The organism is Nocardia testacea NBRC 100365, from assembly GCF_000308775.1.
GTDB lineage: Bacteria > Actinomycetota > Actinomycetes > Mycobacteriales > Mycobacteriaceae > Nocardia > Nocardia testacea.
Map to the genome: position 1 here is coordinate 90,787 of NZ_BAGJ01000043.1, position 23,850 is coordinate 114,636.

Sequence of the window (23,850 nt, forward strand, 5' to 3'; positions counted from 1 at the left end):
CGCTTGTTTCACGGGGCGTCCGGGTCGCCGTGGTATCCGGTCGGACACCGGCGGGTGCGGGGCTGGTGGCAGAGGGCGCCTTGACATGAGGTTGTATAGACAGGAATATACAAGACATCGTCACTGCGCGTGAGCCAGCGCACAACACGAGCCGAACCGGATACGGACGGCACCGGCGGCACAGTCGCCCACTCGAGCACGCGGAGAGCACCGCCCGACCACGAGGAGCACCATGGACATCACCTCCCCCGGCCACGAGGCCCGGCCCGTACGGGCCCCGCGCGGCACCGGCCTGAACACCCTCGGCTGGCAGCAAGAGGGTGCGCTGCGCATGCTGATGAACAACCTCGATCCGGATGTCGCCGAACACCCGGACAACCTGGTCGTCTACGGCGGCACCGGCCGGGCCGCCCGCAGCTGGGCCGCCTTCGATGCCATGGTCGCCACCCTGAAGATCCTGAAGAACGACGAAACCATGCTGGTGCAGTCCGGTAAGCCGGTCGGCGTCTTCCGCACCAGCGAATGGGCGCCGCGTGTCCTCATCGCGAACTCCAACCTGGTCGGCGACTGGGCCAACTGGGAGGAGTTCCGCCGCCTCGAGGATCTCGGCCTCACCATGTACGGCCAGATGACCGCGGGATCGTGGATCTACATCGGCACCCAGGGCATTCTGCAGGGCACCTACGAAACCTTCGGCGCCATCGCCCGCAAACGCTTCGGCGGCAGCCTGGCGGGCACCATCACCCTGACGGCGGGCCTCGGCGGTATGGGCGGCGCGCAGCCGCTCGCGGTGACCATGAACGAAGGCGTCGCGATCTGCGTCGACTGCGATGTCACCCGGATCGACCGCCGGATCGCGCACAAGTACCTCGACACCAAGGCCGACGACCTCGCGCACGCGCTGCGGCTCGCGGTCGAGGCCCGGGACGCGAAGCGCCCCCTGTCCATCGGCCTCGAGGGCAACGCGGCCGAGGTCTTCCCGGCACTGCTGGAGATGGACGCGCCGATCGATATCGTCACCGACCAGACCTCGGCGCACGATCCGCTGTCCTACCTACCCCTCGGGGTCGACTTCGGCGATATGAAGACGATGGCCGCGAAGGATCCGGCCGAGTTCACGAAGAACTCGCGCGTATCCATGGCCGCGCACGTGAAGGCCATGGTGGGCTTCATGGACAAAGGCGCCGAGGTCTTCGATTACGGCAATTCCATCCGCGACGAGGCCCGCAAGGCCGGTTTCGACCGGGCCTTCGATTTCCCCGGTTTCGTCCCGGCCTATATCCGCCCGCTGTTCGAAGAGGGCCTCGGCCCGTTCCGCTGGGCGGCCCTGTCCGGTGATCCCGCCGATATCGCCGCCACCGACCGGGCGATCCTGGAACTGTTCCCGGAGAACGAGCATCTGCGCCGGTGGATCGAGATGGCGGGCGAGAAGGTCGCCTTCGAGGGTCTGCCGGCGCGGATCTGCTGGCTCGGCTACGGGGAACGTCACCTCGCGGGACTGAAATTCAACGAGATGGTGGCCGCCGGTGAACTGTCCGCGCCGATCGCCATCGGCCGCGACCACCTGGACTCCGGGTCCGTCGCCTCGCCCTACCGCGAGACCGAGTCCATGATCGACGGCTCCGACGCGATCGCCGACTGGCCGCTGCTCAACGCCCTGGTCAACACCGCCTCGGGCGCCTCCTGGGTGTCGATCCATCACGGCGGCGGAGTCGGCATGGGCCGGTCCGTGCACGCCGGGCAGGTGTGTATCGCCGACGGCACCGACCTGGCGGCCGCCAAGATCGAGGCCGTACTCACCAACGACCCCGGAATGGGCGTCATCCGGCATGTCGACGCCGGTTACGACCATGCGATAGAGACCGCGCGCACCCGCGGGGTCCGGGTGCCGATGAGGGAGAACGACTGATCTCCACCACCACATAACCACATATCGCTCACGCCGGAACGCGTGAGCACGCCCGCTCGGCGCCGCTCCGGGCGGGTGACGAGCGGCAACGCACAGGTGACCGGCCTGTGCGCTGCCGCTCGTCGTCGTTTCCGGGCCGGGAACCGGAGGGAATCGGCGCTGGACAAAGCACCGCCCGCTACGCCATAGTCAACTGCATGCCATCTAATGGCATTCGACTTCCACTAAATGAAACTAAGCGAACTCGTCGCCAGTTCCCCCAGGAGTCCCCGTGACCACCCACACCCTCGACCTGTCCGAATTCCGTGCGACCGTCCGCGCGTTCGCGAATGCCGAAGTCCTCCCGGGGGCCGCGCAACGCGATGAGACCCGGGAGTTCCCCGCTCGGTTGATCCGCCGCCTCGCCGAAATGGACCTGATGGGCATTTCGGTGCCGGAGGAGTTCGGCGGGCTCGGACTGTCCACGCGGGCCCAGCTCGTCGCCGTCGAGGAGGTCGCGCGGGCCGACGCGGCGCTGGCATCGATCTACACCGCGCACTACCTAGGTCTCGAACCGATCCTGGTGGGGGGCACCGAGGAGCAGCGGCGCCGCTGGCTGCCGGGCCTGGCCGCCGGCGCGGTCCTCGCCGGTTTCGCGCTCACCGAACCGGACGCGGGATCCGATATCGCAGCCATGCGCACCGTGGCGCGGCGCGCCGACGACGGCTGGCACCTGTCCGGCGCCAAGACGTTCATCTCCAATGCCCGCGAAGCGGATCTGCTCGTCCTGTTCGCCACCACCGATCCCGGCGCCGGATTCCGCGGTATCACGGCCTTCGCCCTCCCCCAGGGCACACCCGGAGTCACCTTCTCCGAGCCGCAGGACAAAATGGGCATCCGCTCCGCGCCCACCTACACGGTGTACCTCGACGATGTGGTGCTGCCGCACGACGCCGTGATCGGTGCCGAGGGCCGCGGTGGCAATATCGCCCTCACCGCCCTCAACCGCGCCCGTATCGACGTCGCCGCCATGGCCAACGGTATCGCCCTGCGCGCCTGGGAACTCGGGCGCGGCTACGCCGCCGAACGCCGGCAGTTCGGCCATCCGATCGCCGAGTTCCAGGCGATCCAGCTACTGCTGGGTGAATGCGATGCCGAACTCGTGGCCGCGCGGGTCACCGCCGACTGGGCGTCCGATACCAAGGACGCCGGACTCGATCTGCGGCGCGCGGCCTCGATCGCCAAGTACACCGCGACCGAGACCTGCGCCGCGATCGTCGACCGGGTCGTCCAGATCCACGGCGGCGCCGGATTCATGCGCGAATCGGAGATCGAACGGCTCTACCGCGACTGCCGGATCCTGCGCATCTTCGAGGGCACCTCACAGATCCAGCTGCTGACCATCGCGGGCAACGCGCCCTCGCTCCGTTCCACCGCCTACTGAAGACCGAGGTTCTGTGATGACCACTCCTGCCCTGCCCCCACTCGACGGCATCCGCGTCGTCGACCTGTCCCGCGTCCTCGCGGGACCGTTCTGCACCGCACTGCTCGCCGACGCGGGCGCCGACGTCGTGAAGATCGAATCGAAGGCCGGCGAGGACTCCCGGCACCTCGGACCGTTCCGCGACGGCGAGAGCATCTATTTCGACATTCTCAACCGGGGCAAACGCTCCATCGCACTCGATCTGAAGGACACCGCGGACCGGGAGACACTGCTGCGGTTGATCGCCGGCGCCGATGTCGTGGTGGAGAACTTCCGGCCCGGGGTCACGACGCGGCTGGGTATCGACTACGCCGCGGCCCGGGCCCGCAACCCACGGCTCGTGTACGCCTCGATCTCGGGTTTCGGGCAGCACGGCCCGATGTCGCGGGCAGCCGCCTACGACCTCGTGGTGCAGGCCCTGTCCGGGGTCATGAGCATCACCGGCACCCCGGACTCCGGACCTACCCGGCTGGGCGAATCGTTCGGCGACACCGTGGCCGGCCTGTTCGCGGCCTGGGGCATCAGCACCGCGCTGCTGGCTGCCCGCGCCACCGGCCACGGGCAGCATCTGGATGTGGCGATGTTCGACAGCATGCTCACGATGCTGCCCACCGCGCACAGTCAGCTCCAGGCGACCGGTACGACACCGGCGCGGGTCGGCAACCGGCACCCCGTCTCCACGCCGTTCGACACCTACCGCGCCGACGACGGTCTGTTCGTTCTCGCGGTCGCCGGCCAGAAGGGGTTCGAGACGCTGGCCCGGACCATGGGCCGGGCCGAGCTGATCACCGACCCGCGCTTCACCGACGATACGGCGCGCACCCGCAACGAACCGGCCCTGCGCAAGGAGATCGAGTCCTGGGCCGCCGGTCGCACCGTCGCGCAGATCCTGGAGGTGCTCGACGGCGCCGGCCTGGCCGGCTCGGAGGTATGGAGCGTCGAGCAGGCGCTCGGGTCGGATCAGGCGCGCCACCGTGGCGTTGTCGAGTCGTTCGAGCATCCGGTGGCGGGGACCGTGTCCTACGTCCGCCAACCGGTGGTGTTCGGTGACAGCGACCGACCGGCGGTTCGGCGGAGTCCACTGCTCGACGAACACCACGACGAGATCCTCGCCGAGATCCACCCCCGCTAGATTCGGTGCACGGCCGGCCGCCGCGCCGGCACCCCCGGTATTGGAGTGAAACATGGCACCCGGCGATGTGACGCGCAGTGTGAGCCGCACCTTCGAACTGCTCGGCGCGATCATCGAACACGGCGGGCTGACTCTCGCCGATGCCGCGAAGACGGCCGACCTGGCGACGAGTACGGCGCTGCGGTTGATCCGCAGTCTCGAGCAGACCGAGTTCGTCCGGCGCGGCGAGGACAACGTCTACCGCGCCGGCCCCCGCCTTCTCCAGATCGGCGCCCGGGCCATCGCCGACAACCAGCTGCTGCTGCGCGCGCGGCGGGCCATGGCCGAGATCGCCGAGCTCACCCGGGAATCGACCTACCTGTCGGCTCCCGGGCCCCGGGGTACCGCTCTATACCTCGGACAGGTCGAGGGCACGCACGCGATCCGGCACATGGGATGGGTCGGGCAGACCGTCCCCCTGGACGGGACCGCGGTGGGCGCCGCGCTGCTCGGGAAGGTGGGGCCGCACGGGTACGCGATCGCCCACGACACCATCGAGGACCATTCGACCGGTGTGGCGGCGCCGATCTACGACGCAATCGGGCGGATCGTCGGCGCATTGAGCGTCGTCGGGCCCACCTTCCGACTCGACGACGACACCTGCGCGGGGCACGGGCAGGTGCTCGTCGACCGCTGCGCCCGGTTGTCCATCGAACTGGGGCGGCCCGACGCCGCGAGCGGCGGCCCCGGCCCGGCCTGACCGTGCGCCCGTCGCCGGATGACGGTCCACCGCAGAAGAATGTGATCGGCGGTTTCTCTCGGGGCGCACAGCTCGTCCCTCGCCTACCTCGACAACGCCACCGTGCCGACCATCGTCGACAGCGGACATATTCGGTGGCCGTGACGTGGCGGCGCGCCGCCGTAGGAAGCGGCGCAGACAGCTCACGGGGTAGTACGACCCGTCCAGTGGAATCCGGTGAAGAATTCGGCCGGATCCACATTCGCCGGTAGGTGGTGGGCGATCTCGGCGGGAGTCGGATAGCGCGGGGTCGATTCGTGGTCGAGATCGGAGAGCAGCGCCCGCAGGGCCGGGGAGAGAGACCCCTCGTCCTGGGTCAGCGCGAGTCTCGAACGGATATGGTCGCCCAACGCGCGCATGGCCCTGCCGAGGCGGGCCCGATCCGAATAGTCCCAGTCGAGGTCGTGCGCGATGGCCGCCGCGGCGCCACGCCGTCCCCGGACGGTGACAGTGAAATCCTCGACGTCCGATCGGCGGAGGTAATCGCGCAGGGGCGGAACGAAATCCCGGCCGCAACCGGTGGCGCCGTGCCAGGGCTCGACCCACAACTCGTCGAAACGCGCAGAGAGACTTCCGTTCTCGTCGAACTCGATACTCAGGTCGAGATCGCCCGCTTCGATCGGGGTCGTGCGATGCAGCACGAAGGCGCCCCGGATCCGGATGCCGGACACCGGGCCCCCGGGCCCGGTCCGCAGATATTGCACCCGAGTCAACTCGAAGTCCAGATCGAGGCCGTACTGCTGTTGCAGTCCCGACAGCGCCGCCCGCAATTCGTGCTCGGGCGGCGGATCGGCGAGCAGGTCCGGGATACTGGGCACAGCGGACAGGTCCGGACGCGGAGCGGTACGCGCCCGCGGCGCCGTGCCGGGACCGTCGGCGAGCAACTCGGGCCGGGGCAGACTCGGGTCGGCGGCATACATCATGAGCTCGTACACCTGCCGGTAGCTCAGGGGCCGCTCCCCACGTGCCGCCCACAGCCCGTTGTCCTCGGCGTACTGCCACAGCCAGCGGTAGTCGGAGTAGAGCCGGCGAACCAAGGTGTCGGCCGACCGGGGATCACGACGGATCTTCTCCACGAAGTGATGGGAGTCGCCGTACAGCGAGTCGAGCACAGCCATCGCCCGCAGCCGGCGGAACTCCCGCACTCCGGACTCCCCGTACTGGTCCCGGATCTCGGTTTCCACCATTGTTTCCACTCGCTCCATGGCCGCCCACGGCCACGGATTCCAGAAGATCTCGACGTAGTCCCACAGCTGGTGCCGGACGCCGGCGAGGTTCCAGTTGTCCAGCATCACCTCGCCGTCCGCCCGGACCCACAGGTTGCGGAACGTCGCGTTCCCGTGGCTCAGGCCCGCCTTCCAGGAACTCTCGCCCGGGATCCAGATCTCGTGCGGCATCGGCCACAGCCGGTCCAGAACCGTTTGCCGTTCGTCGTACTTGACCCGCTGCATGCTCAGGAACAACTGTTCGTATTCGGTCAGCGGCCGGGCCACCAGGTCGGCGGGCAGGTCGACGGTCTGCAGTCGTCGCAGCTGCCGGAACAGCCCACGTAAGGTCTGCTGCCAGTCCGGATCGGTAGTGGTGGGGACACGACCCGCGCCCATACTCCGGAACGATCGCTCGCCCGCGCGCGCAAGCGTCGTCGGTACCAGAGCGCCCGCCCGCCGGGCCAGCTCCTCCGCGCGCTCCTCGTCCAGCTCGATACGCCGGAAACGCCGGTCGTCGCTCAGCAGTTTCGTGTGGACGGGATTGGCCGCCAGATCTTTGCGGCCCGGAGTGGCCACGACGCGGCGGACCTTCACCGGGTTTCCGTTGTTGTCGACCTCGCACCAGACAAGCGCGTGATAGCCGACGGTGTCGGGGGACCGCATCTCGGCGCGGATCAGGATCCGGGTGGCCTCGCTCAGCTGGATACGGCGGCCGCCGAGCGGCTTGGTGAGGTCACGCAGCAGATCCCCGAGCAGGGCGCTCCCCTGTGCTCGCCGGGCCGGCCTGCGATATTCGATCGGCGCGACCACCGCCGAAGGGTCGGTCAGATCCTTGGTGGCCAGGCGCCGGCCGAACAGGCCGATCGCGCCGGATCCCCGCTCGGTCTCCACGCCGGCCGTGCCGGGGGCGCCCGGCTCGCCCGGCCGGCTCCAGTCGAACCCGTGGCGCGCCGCCCGGGCCGCGGCCGCGCCCCGGACCACGGTCTCGAGCGTGTCGGCACCCATCCGGCGCGCCAGATCCTCGGCGGGCCCGAGCAGACGCGGACCACCGTAATCGTCGGCGAGGCGCTCGAAGTCGGGGTCTGCCTCGCCGAGCCTCGCGGTGACCCGGCCCGCCCGGTCCAGCTCGAAAAAGACCGTCGCCTCACCGTATTCGCGGGAACCGTCCATCACCACGGTCCGGAGCCGGATCCGACTCCGGACCTGCGGGTCCGCGTCGCCGACCGGTTCGTACTCGGCCGAGACCGGTTCGAGGCGAGCCGGTCCAACGGCACGGCTCAGCCCCATGACGGCGCTCCGCAGGACCTGTGTCGCCTCTGCGCCGGGGTTCCCGATACCCGCCCGCAGATACTCCCGAAGGTCCAGCCGCGGCAGCGCGGCCGGCGCCGGTTCCCGTCCCCCCGGAGGCGGGTCCTGGGCGCGGTTGCCCGGCAGGGGTTGTTGCGCCCACCGCGACAGCAGGTTCCGCACCTGCGCCGACGTCGGCGTCGGCTGCTGCGCCGCTTCGAACACTATGGCGAGATTGCGGTGCAGGATTCGCGCCGCCTCGTCGAGGAAATCCCGATCGCGGGCAACCAGCAGCGGCAGCCGGAAACTGTCCCCCGCGACGGACTTCCACGCCTCGAGCACGCGATAACGATCGAAATCGGCGGCCGCGGCGTCGCCGTAGAAGCGCCGCAGCCGCTCCCGGCACCAGTCCGTGATCGCACGGCGATCGGCATCCGATTGCCAGCTGTTCCGCCCGGCAAAGGCCACGTAATCCCACACCGCCGGGCCCGGCTGGGACAGTTCGAGGTCCAGCAGCGCCGGCTGTTCCGCTCCCTCCGGTCCCAGGAAGATGATGTTGCCGAGGGTCGGATCGCCGTGCAGCGCACCCAGCGGAACATCGCCGTCGGCGGCGGGCCGGACCGCGAACACCTCGTAGAGACCGGGCAGCCCGAGTTCACCGTGCAGCCGATCGTGTTCGTCGAACTCCAGCCGGATTCGCGCCACCTCCCGTGCCATCCGCCGCTCCCATTCGGCCCGGCTCCTGGGCGGATCCTGCTCGAGCGTGATGTCGCGCCAGTCGGTCTCGTGTAACGCATGGAGCCGATCGAGCGCACCGAACACCGCCTCGGCCGTCTGCAGGAGCGGATCCTGCGGCGTCGGGTGCCGGCCATCGAGGAACTCGTGGATCATGTACCGCTCGGGGTAGGCCTCCTGGGCACCGCTGTGCAGCAGCTGCGGAACCCGGACATTCGCTCTGCGGCACAGCGACACCGCGGCCTCCTCGCCGAAGACCAGGCCGATCCGAGGGTCGAAGTTGGGATTCGGGGTGTCGAGGGATACCCGGACGACGACCCGGCGGCCGTCCGGTAGCGGGATCACCCACACGCCGTGGTGGTTTCCGGCGAAGTCGGCGCGGTCACGCACCAGAGTGATCAGCAGGTCGATCTCTTGTTCGGTCAGGGTCGGGTCGTCCACGGTGAAATACAGCCGCGACATCCGGGTCATCGGCCGCGGCCCGGTATCGGAAGTGGCCGGTCCGGCCCCGGCCGGCGCACCCTCCAGCACACCCCACCAGCGGCGGTTCTCCGGCCAGTCGTGCGGCAGGACACCGAAATACCTCGCCAGCTCGGCGAATGTCGGACGTGCCTCGACGGGCCGGTCGAACCGGTCGAGCATCGGATCGGCAACCGTACCGCGGAGGTCGGCGCTCAACAGGTGCGTGGTGCTCTCCCGCGATTCGGCCAGATGCTCGGGATCCGTGTCCATCCGCAGACCGTGCCGCGCGGCCATCCGGAAACCTGCCGGACCGTGGACCGGCAGGATGATCCGGCCACCGGCCCCGACGGATTCGCGAATACGTGGCACGAAGTACTGCAGGAAGCGGGCGCCGGCGAAACCGGTGTCGATCTCGAGATGATCGAACATCATCTCGAGATCGCCGCTGTCGTCCATCCGGAGGTGGAACCGCATATCGCCCAATTCCTCCGGGCCACGCGCGCCATCGACGACGATCGTCGCCGAGATGGTGAAGCGGCGGCCGCCCGGTTCGTCGGCCGACCGCACATCGGTCGGTACGACGGCGTAGCCGTGCGGTCCGTAGTGCTGACCGACCACGCTGTTCGCGGCGGCGAGTAGCGGATCGCCGGGATGTACGGCCGGTGGCATGGCGACCCGCGGCCCGGTCGAACCGGCAGCCGGCCGGCTCGGCCGCACTACGGGCGAATCGGGCAGCGGCGGCAGGCCGCGTTCGGCGTTGAGCCCGTTCACCGCCGCCAGTATCAGGGTGCGGGCCACCTCCGGTTCTTCCGGCTGCCAGCCGCGCAGCCGGCACAACCGCCGATAGTCGGAGTAGAACCGCGCGATCAGGGTTTCGGCCCGGCCCGGCTCCTTCACGATCTGCTCGACGAAGGTCACCGAATCGGCGTAGAGCGAATCGAGGCACGCCATCAGCAGCAGCCTTTCCAGCTCCGCCTCGCCACGCGGTCCGTACCGGTTCCGAACCTCCTCCCGGATTCTGGCTTCGACCGCGTCGACCCGATCGGGCGGCCAGTTCGACCACAGCATCGTCACGTAATCCCAGAGCGGATGCGTGATGGTGGCATTATCCCAGTCGATCAGCATGATCGTGCCGTCTTCGGCTACCCGGACATTGTCCAGGGTCATATCGTTGTGGCTGAGGCTCGGCGGCCAGGCCTGATCATCGGTCTCCGGCGACCACGCCTGGTGCGGCGCCAGTCGGAACAGTCGATCCAGCCAGGGCGCGCGGCCACGGTAGTTGCGACGCTGGTGGTCCAGGTAGAGATACAGATGTTCGGTGACCGGCCGCACACGCAAATGGTCGGGAAGCGCCACCTCCGAAAGCCGGCGCTTGACCTCGAACATGCCGTCCAGAGTCGTATTCCAGTCGTCGTCGGTGGTCGCCGGAGTACGTCCCTCGGCGAATTCCTCCACATAGAAATCGCGCCACCGGTACACCCGGGCCGGAACATCGGTCGCGTCGGCGGCGAGTTCCACAGCGTCGGGAACATCGAAGGCCAGTCGGTGATACCAGCGGATATCCCGCTGCGCCGAGGTCGGATTGCGCGTCAGATCCTTGTCGTCGGTGGCCGCCCGCAACAGCTGGTGCACGACGATCCGATTGCCGTTCTCGTCGTGGAAGAGCCACACACGTTTGCTGTGGCCCTGCCAGTCCGGTGCGCGCAACCGGGCCCGCAGGAACTGTCTGGCGGCGACTTCCCACTCCATCGTGCCGGCGCCCTCGCGCTCGATGGTGGCGAACAGTGTCTCCGGTGTGGGCGCCGGATCCGCGGGTGCCACGCCATCCGGTGTGACGTCCGGTTCTCGCCATGTGCCGTCTCGAGCCGACGCCACGTCGATACACAGAAGCCAGGCTTCGGAGATCCGGTCGAGATCCACTCCCAGATCGATCAGACCGGCCTCGAGTAATTCATGCGGTGTCGGAACCGTACCCGACCGCAGCCGACGCTGTATCTCCGTTACCGAAGCGGGCAGGACCGGCTCACGACGTTCCAGTTGGTCCAATGCATTCAGCAGAGCCTCGCGAACAGCGGCCATCTCGCCGATGTGGGCTCTGTTCCAGTCGAAGCCGGCGCGGGCCGCCCCTGGGAAGTCGGAGAAATACCCCCGCAAAATCTCCGCACCCGCGTCCCGCACGAAATCGAGCGCGAGGCCGTCGACCTTCGAGGCCGAGGGCCCACCTATGTAGTCCGCGACGATCCGGCCGGAATCATCCTTCGTGAATTGGAAGTACCGTTCTTCGCTCATGCGTGTGCCCCGCGTGACCACGGCGGTCACTACGAGCATGTCCCCGGCAGTGCGCACCCTGCTCGGTTCCAGTCGCAGCGGTCCGTCCCAACGTTGCACGAACCGCAATGCTGTCGGGTCCCTGTCGGAGTATTCCGGTCCCGAATACGTGTCGGCCTGGGCGAAGAAATGCTGAATCCACCGCCGCGGCGCCGCCGCGGGAGCGACCGGTTGCTCGGCTCGTTCGGCAGTTGGTTGGTCAGGCATCAGTGTGCGCAACGACCATTCCAGCAGGAGCACACGAACAGCGTCCTCGGACATCGAATCCTGACCCGCCGCGAGACGGACCAGGTTGATATTCCGATGGAAGGCCGGCAGCGCCTCGTCGACCGTCAGCAACCCCGTCGCGACCTTACGCGGCAGTCGATAGGCGTCACCGATGATCGACTTGCGCGCCTCCAACAACAGATAGCGGTGGAAATCCGCCACCAGGTGGGGGCCGATATCGGCGCCGTATCGGTGCAGGAGGATCGTCCGGATCTCGGCAGCGACAGCCTCACGTTCGGCATCGTCGGCCCAGTCGTTCACCAGGTAGTAGCGGGCCCAATCCCAGGCGATAGGACCGTATTGGGCGAGTTTCGCATCCGTGAAGCCGATTCTGCCGTCCGCGCCGCGCCGCATCTTCCGCCGGATCGGGTTCCCGTGCGTGTATCCCATCCGGCCCTCCGGTTCGCCGAGAAGGGTCGTCTTCCATGTCACGAACAGCGGCACACCGCCGGTCAGCTGATCCAAGCGGTGGTCGATGTCGCCCTGTTCCAGTTCGATCATCCGAGCTTGCTGCCTCGCGTCCCATTGACGTTGCCACATGGGCGAGGTCATGCTGTGCAGCCGGTACAGTTCCGCGAAGGTGTCCTCGGTGGTGCGCTCCCAGCCCTCGTCGGCCTTGACCTCGCGACCCGAGACGTATTCGTGGATTGTCACGCGAGTCCGGAAATTCGGCCCGAACGAGAATGTTTCGGAGTCGTAGAGCGAACGCGGACCGCCGACCCCCGCCTGATGGAACAGGTCGGACGTCTCGGACGCCGACAGGACGGTGGTGTCCAGATCGAAGCCCAGCTGCTGGGCCTCCTCCAGGTAGACCCGGACCGTCACCATCGGCTCGGAATCGCTGCCCAGGGCGCCGGGGAGCGGAAGATGCCAAACCCCGCACTGGTTTTCGGACTCATGCGGGGAGGTGACCCGTACCTGCTCCATCAGCTGGAGTACCTGACTGGGGGTGAGACGTCGCTCCAATCGCGCAGCGACGGGTTCGGCAGCGACCGGTACCCACGCGCAGCGTTCGCTCAACCACTGTCCGGCGTCGTCGGCCGATTCGAAACCTGCCTGCCGCAGCAGGTCCTCGCCGTGCAGGACCGCACTGTCGGGATCGTCGGCAACTCTGATCCGTAGAACATCCGCCTCGGCCCCACGCACGAAACGCCGCACCAGATCGAGGAACGAACCGCGGTCCGCGCCACCGCGGACAGACCGGTACTCCGCAACGAATTCCGACGCCGGACCCGGTTCCACGGACGCGACCAGATCGCCGTTACCGTCCAATTCGAACGAGATCGTCAGGTCGCCGAATTCGGCCTGGCCGGTCATCACCACAGCGTGCATGCGTAGGCCACCCTCGATCGACAGCCTCCCCTCGATTCGATGCACCTCCAACCGATGTGCCCCGTTCTGCCGGTGACGCAACAGCGTCGCGAGGTCGGTGCCCCCATTCAGTTGGCCGATCGGTACTCCGAGTCGCGGCGGCAACGGTTCATCGACCTCGGGTACGAGATACCGCCCCCGTGCGCCGGGCCAGCCGCGGGCGATCCGTTCCGCGAGCAGGTCGAGCGCGGACTGGCATTCGGACTCCGATGGCGGGGCCAGATCCGCTGCACGGTGCACAAGCGCGACATCCCGGGCAAATCCCGACAGGAGGTCGCTGTTACGCACACTGCGCGCGGCGAGATTCCGTGGGACCTGTAGTGCCCGGCCGACAACGGCGATCCTCGCCTCGACCGCGACATAGCGCTCGAAGTCCGCTGCCGCGAGCCGACCGTACTGTCGCATCACCTGTTGCCAGCACCATGATCGCACTTGCGGCCGAACCTCGGGCGGCCACGGGTTGCGGACAAGGAAAGCGGCATATGCCCAGGCGGGAGGTCCGAGGTCGGGTCGCGCCGGCCCCTGGCCCGCGAATGTGCCGTCCGGCGTCCGGACCAGGTCGGCAAGAGTAACGGTGCCGCGCAGGTGTACCGGTCGCTGGGCTGCCTCGGCGTCTCGATTCGGAGCGAACATTCTCGACAGCGCCGGGAGACCGAGTAGCCCGGACCCCGGTCCCAACATCGATCCGGGTTGCAGGCCCGCGATCTTCGCCTCCACGCTTCGCAGAGCGATATGTAGCCTGGTCTCCCACTCGGCGACCGACATCTCGGGTCGTTCTCCGGCAGTCTGCTGCGCGAACAACTGCCCGGCGATATCGCCGCGGAACGACATATCGGTGCTCACGAGGTCGGCCATCGTCAGCGGAGTCCCGGCGATCTGCTCGTGCACAACGAAATACTCGCCCTGATAGAGGATTCGAGGCTGCGACACCTCGGAGCCCGCGCCCTCGTCCACGGTGGGTATGACATGCAGTAGATCGCCGACGACCGCGAGCGGGTCGGTATCGTCGGTGACGATCGTCCGCCGCACGGCCACTTTCGCCTGCGTGTCCTCACCTCGGGGGTCCGGCAGCAGCCACAGCCGGTACCCGCCGTCGGTGCCGTGCGGATCCTCGGTCTCGGTCAGCGCCCACAGCGCCTCGGCCTGAGCATCGGTCAATTCGAAATCGCCGGCTTCATCTCCCGAATTCTCGCCCACCCGGGGTGGTCCGGTGATCTCGCCGTCGCGTGGGGTCGCGGCATCGGCGGGTTCGGGCCGGTCCCGGTGGAAATCCTCGAGTGCCCCGGTCGCCGGGTCCTCGGTGTACTCGGCCTTGAAGATCCCCGTGATCTTCGGGAAGCGATTCCGGAATTCGCTTTCGGTCTGCACGCGGGGAATACGCCGGTCCCGCTCGGCCAGTTCGCGGTCCGCGGCGGTGAGGTTCGGATTGGTCCGGTGGTCGATATTGGTATCGAAGAAGATCGCCGTGTCACCGACGGCGGTCACCGTGAAGGCGTGCATGGTTTCGCCGTCATCGACGAGCACGACAGTGGTGTGAATATCGTTGGCCGGGTCCTTGACCCTGTCGATGATCTCCCGCAACGGGTCGGCCGGGCCCGAGGCATCGATGAGCCGGGCGCCGAGGTCGGTCCGCAATTTCCGCCAATCGTTCGGACGATTGTCACCCTCGCGACGCGCCCGCAACGTGATCAATTCCGCTGTGCGGTCGAGGCATTCGCCGAGTCGTGGTTCTCGTGTGGAGATCGGAGCGGAGGGTACTCCGAGCGCTGGCGACTTCGGGAGTTCGAACCACACAGCTTGGGACCAGCCGTGCGGATGACGCTTGAACAGCTCCAGGCCGGAGCGCATCGATGTTCGATCGTCGGTGAGTGAGGTGGTCCCGGGGAGAGGCGCGGCGATCCTGGGAAGGATGGAAAGTCCGGTGCGGGTCGGAATGCCGCCGCTCGCGCTGCGCGGGACCGCCGCCGCATGAGTATCGAGAAGGGTGACGCGTACGCTCTCCCCCGTCGTCTCCGCGACGAGCTGGATTCTGCCCCGCCGATTTTCGACGGCATCGGCGACCAGCGCGGTGAGTTCTGCGTAGGCGCGGCCCACCTGTTCGGGGGGCCAACCACTCAGCTGCTCGGCCAGCCAGGAGACGGCTTCCGCCGTGGCGTGCGGACTGGAGAGACCTTCCGGCTGGGCACGAACGACCAACTCGGAGCGCTGTGCGGACGCAGTATCCGGCACCGGGAGGTCGGCAGTGGCGGCTATATCCCCGGTCGGCCCGGTTTCACTACCCGGTGCCCAGGTCACTCCCGACTCGTTCAGCCAAGCGGTCAGCCTGTCGTGTACCACCGCCCACGCCGCCGCGGCCCGCCCTCGATCCTGTCCCAGCCGGAGAGCGGTGATTGCGGCGGTGATCGAGTCGCCCTCGGTACGCAGGACGAACGTGGCCTCGGCGGGTTCACTTCGGGCCGCGTTGACCCGGATGGTGATGGACTCGCCCGCGGCGGATGATTCCCAGACGAGGAGATCGGTCCAGAACGCGAAGCGGTTGCCCGCCGCGTCCGCGGCGGACGAATAGCCGGAAAGCAGCTGGTAGGCGTCACCCGAGTGGTCGAGAATCCGCCCGACCGGCATTTCCGCTGCCGCGTCCCGCCACATCAGCCCCTGATGCTCGGCGCCGAACTGCACATCGAACTCACACACACTGAGGTCCGCGCGGCTGCGCTCCAGCGCGTCGAGAATCTGGGCCGGATTCATCGGATCCCCGTTCCACTGCGCGAACCCCGGGAAAAAGGTATCCAGACTCTCCAACCGGCCACTGATCCGCCACGTCCCGAAACCGGCGATCTCGTCGAGGGACACCCCCTGCTCGAGCAGCGCGCCGAGCAGTTCTTCGTGCCAGGCGTCGGCGGTGACCCACCTTCCGTCCGTGAGGAGAACGAACGGATCGCCGACGATGCCTTTGCGAGTTCTGAAAGACTGCTCACCGGTCACTCGGAACCTGCCGCGGGCATCCACCTCAGGCCACGCGAGCTCGATGTCGTAGACAGGTTCGATCGACGTGGACGACAGCGGCATCGCCTCATAGCCGGACCGGCTCGGCGCGACGACGCGACGTCCCATCTCGACCATCTCGTGCAGTGTTCGGACACCCGATTTGGCGGCGATACGCGCCCTTACCGCAGGTACGTTGCCGATTCCCAGGGCTTTCGCGATTCCGGCATTGGGGACGCCGCTTGCGACGAGACCGAGCAGCCGACTCTCCCGCTCGGACAGCGTGGAGCCATCCGTAGCGAAACCGGTCGTGACGTATCGGGCGGCCATCGCGATCAGCGTGGTGTTGCTCTCGATACCCAGCGTTTCGCGGATCCTCCGGTAGTAGCGGCCCACACTGACCTCGTGGATTCCGAGAACTTCGGCGATCCTCCTGTTCGACAGGCCATTCGCGGTCATCGCGATCAGGTCTCGGTCGACCTGATCCAGTTCGGCGATCACCCTCGCCTGGTCCTGCGCGGAACCGTCCTGGTCTCGGATGATTCGAGCGCGGACCGCCGCTGCCGTGAGTTCCGCGCGAGTGCGGGTACCGAACTCGTTCTCGAGGCGATGTAGGTACACATCGACGGTGCCCGGTGTCAGGCCGAGGAGCTGCGCGATCTCCCGATTCGTCCGTCCCGCCGCGATCAACTCCAGAAGCTGGGTCCGCCGGTGGGCCGGTGCCGCGCGCACCTTCGGCGCCGAACGTGGCGGCTCACCGAGGTCGTCCGCGATGAGATGCGCCCGCTTGGCGGCATCCACCGTGGCGGCGAGACCCTCGACATCGAGTTCATCGGCCGCGCGGGCCAGATGTTCGTCCACAGTCGCCCGGGGCAGGCCCAGTACGTCGGCGATCTCGTCCGGGAGCATTGCTTCGGCTGCGAGTTGCAGTATCTCGAGTCCCAGGACGGGAATAGCAAGGGCTTCTCCCCGCAGAGTGGTCTCGACGTCTGTGGGTTCGGTGGGCATCTCTGCGCGCGCATCCGGCACACCGGCCACCGTGTGTTCGGCGGCGATTGCGCGGGCCAGCCTCCGAACAGCGCCCCAGAGCACCGGGTCTTCGGTCTCGACGCGGTCGGCCGGCAGTGGTTCGGTGCCCTCCGGCGACCACAGGCCCGCTATTTTCCGGCGTTGTGTGTCGATGAGGGCGGAGCGGATGTGATCCTGTATCCGGCCACGGTCCGCCGCCGCCAGTGCCCGGGCGGCCGCCCCCTCCGGATCGATGTCCGCACCGGCAACGAAGATGTCCACGATCTGCCGCCGGAACAGGATGAATCCGCGGTGCTCCGCGATGAGGTTGCGGGCGGTACGGACGACCCACTCCTCGACGCTCGCGGTTCGTGCCTGGTCGAAGCGGCGGACAGCACGCACACACGCCTCGTCGGTGATCGCCCGCGCCGCGTGCGGGTCACCGATATTGGCCGATACCCACGCCTGGATCCTCGCACCGTACTGCTTCCGGATCAGGCGTACGGCTTCCTCCGGATTTCCGGATCCGATGTGCTGTCCGATCAGTTGCCGGATCTGTTCGGGAGTGAGTTCGGCGTCGGCGGGGCGGCCGCGGAGTTCGACGGGGTGCCGGCGGGGAAGGAATCCGGCGAGGTCACGGCGAACAGGGACGGCGACGCCGCCCTCGGTGGTGAAGTAGGCGGCGAAAGCCTTCCGGTACGACGTGTAGGAGGGTTGCCATCTGTTGTCACCGTTCTCGTCACCGTCGGCATTGCGGACTCGCAGCGCGATCTCGGTGTCGTCGACAATGATGTCCTCGACGAGGCTGTCGAAGACGAGGATCTCGTCTCGGCCGTCGAGTCCTTCGACGGCCACGATGTAGTGGATATGACCGTCGACGGTGACGGCGGCCCGGTCGATGCGGTTCTTGCCGTCGCGGATGATCTCGACAGCGGTGGCGACCGGGTCGGCGCCCCTGGTCTTCATCGGACGCAACTGGGTGCCGAGGACTTCCTCGGTGATCCGCCAGTTGTCCTCGTCGTTCCAGCGCGGGTCGGTCTCGTATTCGAGGTCGCGGATGATCTCGCCGGCCGCGGTGACGAGACGGTCGGCGTCGAACTCGAGCTCACGGAGGAGTTCGACGGCCCCGGCGGCGGCATGGTCGGGCGCCGGCGGCCGGGCCGGGGCACCGATGGCGCGGTGCACCCGGCCGATGAACTTGGCACAATTCTCGACGAGATCGGTATCCGGGCCCTGTGCGGGCGCGTGAGCCGGCTCGGTCTCGGCCGGCCTCACGAGGCGGCCGAACAGGCCACGGCCGCGGGTAACGATCCGATAGAACACCTGGCCTTTTCGGACGAACAGGACCACGGCGTAGCCGGCGGCGGTCACCGCGCTGATGGTCGCGGCCAAGGCGGCCAGGGCGTCACCGCTGTGTACGTTGGCCGCCGCACCGCCGACGAGCGCGCTGGCCGCGAACATGCCGGCGGCGGGGCCCGCTCCCAGGAACAGACCCTTCACCCCGCCCGCACGGCCGCGGATCTCCGAGGGGAAGGCGCCCATTTCGTAGCTGGCGATCCGGCTGTTCAGGGCCCACATCAGCAGCGAGTCCGCGAAGGTCGCGGACGCTATCACGGCGGGGTTGGTCGTCGCCGCCTGGAGGGCGAAGAACCCGGCCATATTGGCGAGCGCGACCGGGTAGAAGGTGGTGGCCTCCACATTGCGGGTCAGCTTGGACAGGACGCCGCTCATCATGCCGCCCACGGCGGGGGCGGCGACCACGGCACCGGTGGCCCAGCCCGGCAGATCGGAAGCCTCCAGCACCGTCGCGGTACGGAAACCCATCATGGCCCAGGCCGCATTGTTGAGCGTCCCGATGGCTGTGTATTCCCGGAGGAACTTCTCCTGCCACAGTGCCCGCGCGCCTTCACCGATATCGCGGAACAGACTCCGCGGCTCACCGAAGGACTGGCGCGGGAAGGACAATCTCCGGACGTTTTCGAAATTCGTCAGGTACGACAAGAGATTGAGAGCGAACGGCCCGGCGGGAATCATCCCGACCAAGCCGGGCCCCAGTGCTTGACCGGTCGCCTCCGCCGTGGAACCGGTGAGGTTGCGCAGGTCGTTGGCCGCGGGCCGCTGGGCCGCGGTGAGGAAGTCCCCGGTGACCGCCTGGAAAGCGCGGAAATAATAGGCGGCCGCCGTGGCTTCGACCAGTGTCGCGGCGGTGACCCCCACGCCGAGGTGCGGCGCGTCGAAAAGGATGAGCCCGGTCATGGCAGCGGCCGCGCCCGCGCCGATCCCTTGCGCCCAGAGCATCACTTTGCGCCGGTCGGATCGATCGGCGACACGACCGGCGTGCGGGTCGAGAAGGCGCGGAAGCCATGCACCGGCACCCGCCAGAGCGGCGACCGCCGGCGACTGTCCGGCGTTCATCAGCGCGTACGGCACCGCGTAGGACGCGGCGACACTGCCCAGCTTGTTCCCGACCTCTCCACCCGGCAGGGTGGGCGTGCCGAGCAACAAATTGATGAACGGTTTGTTGACGACGAACAGTTTTCGCGTCGTCACCGGCTCCTCGGCCGGATCCGGTGTGCTGCCGGGCTCGCCGTGGATCAGATGCCGACGTTGTTCATCGGTGGGTCCGGCACGATCGGTATCGGGTGCGGGCCGGAGCCGGCCGCCGTCCCGGACGAAATCCAGGCTGAAGAGGTCCTCGAGGTGCGGGAAGGTGCCAGGGAAGTCCCGCTCCCAGGTCGCGCGGTCGCGCACCCGGGGCATCCGCCGGACAGGTTGTTCATCGTCCGAATCACCGCGCGGGGCACGAATCGTGGTGTCGAAGATGAGGGTTCGGCCCCTGCCTTCCGACGTTGCGAGAAAACTGTGGGCCTCCGTACCGCTGTCGATGACGAAGGCCACCGCCTCGACAGCGTTGCCCGGGTCTTCGAGCATGTCGAGGATCCCGGCGACAGCGGCGCGGGGATCGGAACCCTCCGGCACTGTGACCCTCGTCGGGGTAGCGTGCAGACTGTCCGTCAAGTCCTTCCAGGTCTCCGCGTCATCGACGGGGATATCCGCATCGTCGTAGCCGATCGCCCACGCCGCGCGAACGGTCTGAACCAGGCACAGCCGGACGTGCTCCGGGATCTCGAGGGCAGTACCGGAGACGCCCGGCTCGTCGCCGGGGCGGGTCGTTGCGCTGCGCCGTGGCGTCGACGCGGCCGACGTGGGGGTCCCCGGGTCCGTCGCCGTGGAGAACTCGGCGCGCTGAGGGCTGCCTGCGTCGCGTTGCCCGGCCGACCACGGTGTCGGCGCGCTCTCCGAGGCGAGGCCCGCGTCGGCTGCTCCCCTCAGGACCTTGCTCTGCCACGGGTTCGTCGCCGGGCGGCGTTCGGCGCCGGAAACGGCGGGTACCCGGTCACCGGGCCCGAACAGGCTGCTGCTCTGGCTCGCCGCTGTGGGCCACTGCTCGCGCGCGGCCACCATGGTTCCGACGCCTCGTTTGCTCACTACATAGCCCTCGGCGGTGTCCGACGGTGATATCTCGGCCGCGCCCGGTGCCCGCTCCGGTCCAGGGCCTTGTTCGACCTCCTCGAGGAGTCCGTGTCGATGGGCTGCCAGCGCCAATCCCAGTTTGCTGTCGACGCCGAACCTGTCGTACAACTCGGCCATGAGGCGGCGCCTGCGCCGCGTCCCCAAGCCCAGTCCGGCCCCGATCACGTCATCGGCCATGCCCGCCGCCACGGCCCGGAGCGCCCGTACCTGGATCCCGGAGAGTTCGACTGCCTCGTACGGTGTGTTGTCGCTGTCGAGTACCCCGGCGCGCAATGCGGCCAGGACGGTCGGAATCACTCCCCGGCTTCGAAGTCCGTGCTCCGCACTGGTGAAGTACCCCCTGACGATGTCGGGCGCGAGATCCAATGCTCTGGCGGCGGACTCGACGGAGTGGCCCTGCATGAACAGGCGCAGGACTTCGACTTCCGGCCGCGCCAGGGCAGCGCCCGGCAGATTCGCGACATGGCCTCGGAAAGCGCGCAGAGTATCGGGCGGCACGACGGTCGTGCGGCCGGTGCCGCCGGGCAGGCCCTCGGCGAGCAACCGCAGAATCTCCACCTGGGTCGGCGACAGCTGGAGCTTTCTCGCGAGCAGGCCCGGTTGCCCCGGCGATTCCCCGGGCACTTCGGTCGCATCCGCGAGCGCGGAGTTCACCCGGAGCAGTATCCCCGCGGCCTGTTCCGGGGAGAGGCCCAGCAGGGCGGCGAGGACTCGTTCCGGTGCCACGCCGGCTACGGGCGTGAGACTGCCGACCAGGCACACGATATGCGCCACTGCCTCGGAGAGCCCCCGGCTGCCCGGGACGACCGGACTTGTTCGTCCGTCCGCTGTACGCGGCGATGCCGCGACGCCGTTGTTCCTGTCGCCTGATCCACCCCGGCCGATGACGGTGTGCGAGCCGATGGGTGCGGCGGAGTCGATCGCGGTGACCAATGCGGGGTCGAAGCCGCCCACCGGCGCGGTGACCCCCGGCTCGGCGTAGGCGCTGTCCGTTCCCACGAACGGCTTCGACGCCGGCGAAACCATCCTCTTTCCAGCGGTGGTATCGGGTCGGTCTTCGGATCCGCCGGGGCGGGCTCGCCGTTGCACCGCAGCCGTGAGTCGCTGGATCGCGGCGAGTTGCTCCTCGGTCGGATCGTCGCCGCGGTGCAATCCGTTGATCGCGGCGCCGATCGTTCGACGGTCCTGGACAGACACGACACCGAGACATTCGAGCACCGTGTTCTGGGCTACCTCGAACAGCCGGTCGGCGACAGGCCGTCCGGCCGGCACCGGCCGACGATCGTCGCCGGCGAACGCCACCGCACGGAAGTGGATCGCGTGTGCCAGCCGCACGAGCTGGGTGGGCGGGGTACCCCGGGCCGGATCCCATCCCAGCATCGCTACGATTCGCCCGACGTTGTCCCGCCCGTACCGTTGGTTCAACGCCTGCGCGACCGACTCGCCGCCCGCGCCGGCCCGGTCGTTGGACGCGACAGCGAGCGCATCGAGCACGGCGCGGTCGACGGGAGCCGGCGTCCCGAGAGCATCGTCCGCGGTGACGACCGCGGGTGGGCTCGAATGCGGTGCGTCCGCTGCTGTCCCACCGTCGGTCCGGTCCCATTGCGACCATCGGGTCCCGTTGACCTCGAGCACTCCCGATCGGATCCCCGCCGCCACCATGGCGGCGGGGATATGGGTACCGAGTGCCCGGCCGATATCGCCGAGATGGGTGTGCACATCGGTCGGTGAAACGGACAGTGCCGCCGCGACAGCCGCAGGCGTCAGGCCTTTGGCAGTGAGTACCAGCACCGCGGATTCGCGCTCGGAAAGACGCACCACCGCTCGTCCTTCCGGCGCCGGGAAACCAGTGGGGTCGAGTTCCCCGCTCCGGACCGCTTCGGCGACCGAGGCCGCCCGATTGGTGACACCCAGTTTCTGGGCGGTCTGCCGGGTGACCGCGGCCAAGGTGCGCTGCGGCAGATTCAGGCGCCGGGCGATCACCGCGCGGGAAAGGCCCCGCGCGGTGGCTTCGAGGACCGCGACTTCGGTGCTCGTGAGGGCGCGACCGGTGCCCGGCATACCCTGCTCCGCGGCGATCGTGCGGGCCAGACGGCGTAGCCCACCGGCGGCGAGGGCACCGACGGTGGTGGCGGTCCAGTGCGGCTCCGTGGTGGCCCGGCCGTTGTGGACATAGGCGACCTGGTCCTCCGTCAATCCCTGCCGGAATCGGAGAGCAAGGACTGTGCGCTGACTCGGATACAGCTGATCGACGAACCGTCCGAACAACTCGAGGGGAGAGGCGGCAAGCGCCGCGACCACGGGATCGGCGTCGGTGGCGCCCTCGAGCTTCTTGTAGGCGGCCACAACTCCCAGCCGCAAGGCCCGGAGATCCCGGGTGGAGTTCGGATCCGGTTTCGGCACCGCGATCGAAGCCGTGCGGGCACCGGTAATCCCCGCCGAAGCCGCGATCTCCTCGTCCCTACCCTGTACCGGCCCGGCCGCAGCCACCGCCGCACCGGCCGCGCGAACCGCCGAATCCGCGGCCACCAGGAGTTCGGGCGTAATGGTGCCGCCCGGATCGGCAGCTTCGGAGAGGGGGATGACAGCCCGCTCACCTGCGCTCGCCGAGGACGGGCGCACCACATTCGAGACCTGCGCCCCGATTTCGGGAGACACGTCGGCGCGATACAGTGCGTGGACGGCGCGGATGAGCTGTTCCAGCACGTCGATCTGGTGCTCGGTCGGTTGCTGCTTGCCGGACGGTGCCCGGAGTACCTCCGCTACCGTGTTTCGTTCGGCGGTGTTCAACTGCCCCATCCCGTCGAGCAGCGCATCGCCGGTTTTCTCGCGCAGCCGGTCCCCCAGGTCCTGAGCCCCGGGCAGCAGCCAACCCTCGTTCGCTGCGGCCCGGAATCCGGCGAAGGTCATCGCATGGACCAACTGCCGCACCACTTCCGGTGGCGCGACGGAGGTCGTATCCCAGCCCACGTGCGTGGCCGATTGCGCGAGCGCCACGGGCCAGTGGATTCGCAGCAGCGATTCGGCGGCCACCGGATCGCTTTGCCCGGCAACCGGTACCCCGGCCGGATCGCCCGGCCGAACAGCCTGTGCATAAGCCGGATCACCCTGCTGAACAGCGCGCACTCCCGCCGGATCACCCGTGGACGCTCGGACCGTTTCCTGCGGCTGCCCGACCTCGGCGCCGGGAACCTCCGCGAGCGTGATATCCACGTCCGTACCCGAGATATCTGCCTGCGGCGACGGTGTCACTTGCAGCGCGGGAGCCGCGAGCTGCTGCGGTATCACCGGATTCGGCATACCGAGGGTGGTGGTTTCGACCAGATCGGCGGCGAGCCCGTCGCCACGGGCGGGGGCCATCGGTGGTGACGGCTTCGGGGCCTCGCT

The 23,850-nt window shown here is 68.4% G+C and carries 5 protein-coding genes; 4 read left to right on the forward strand and 1 reads right to left on the reverse strand.

Going from position 1 to position 23,850, the window contains the following annotated elements:
- Positions 1 to 232: 232 nt before the first annotated feature.
- The 4 genes from hutU (at position 233) to ON38_RS06290 (ending at position 5,242) form a co-directional block, all read left to right on the forward strand.
- A complete protein-coding gene (gene hutU, locus ON38_RS06275; protein ID WP_039823092.1) occupies positions 233 to 1,909 on the forward strand; it encodes a urocanate hydratase in 1,677 nt (558 codons plus the stop codon).
- 271 nt (positions 1,910 to 2,180) lie between these two features.
- On the forward strand, positions 2,181 to 3,332 hold the full coding sequence (locus ON38_RS06280; protein WP_039823094.1) for an acyl-CoA dehydrogenase family protein: 1,152 nt from the start codon (positions 2,181 to 2,183) through the stop codon (positions 3,330 to 3,332).
- Positions 3,333 to 3,348: 16 nt separating this feature from the next.
- A complete protein-coding gene (locus ON38_RS06285) occupies positions 3,349 to 4,503 on the forward strand; it encodes a CaiB/BaiF CoA transferase family protein (RefSeq protein WP_039823096.1) in 1,155 nt (384 codons plus the stop codon).
- Positions 4,504 to 4,555: 52 nt separating this feature from the next.
- Positions 4,556 to 5,242: an IclR family transcriptional regulator gene (locus ON38_RS06290; RefSeq protein WP_039823098.1), complete on the forward strand. Its 687-nt coding sequence runs from the start codon at positions 4,556 to 4,558 to the stop codon at positions 5,240 to 5,242.
- A gap of 182 nt (positions 5,243 to 5,424) precedes the next feature.
- On the opposite strand, the gene ON38_RS06295 is transcribed toward ON38_RS06290, so the two are convergent.
- Positions 5,425 to 23,823: an MFS transporter gene (locus ON38_RS06295; RefSeq protein ID WP_039823099.1), complete on the reverse strand. Its 18,399-nt coding sequence runs from the start codon at positions 23,821 to 23,823 to the stop codon at positions 5,425 to 5,427.
- Positions 23,824 to 23,850 lie beyond the last annotated feature (27 nt).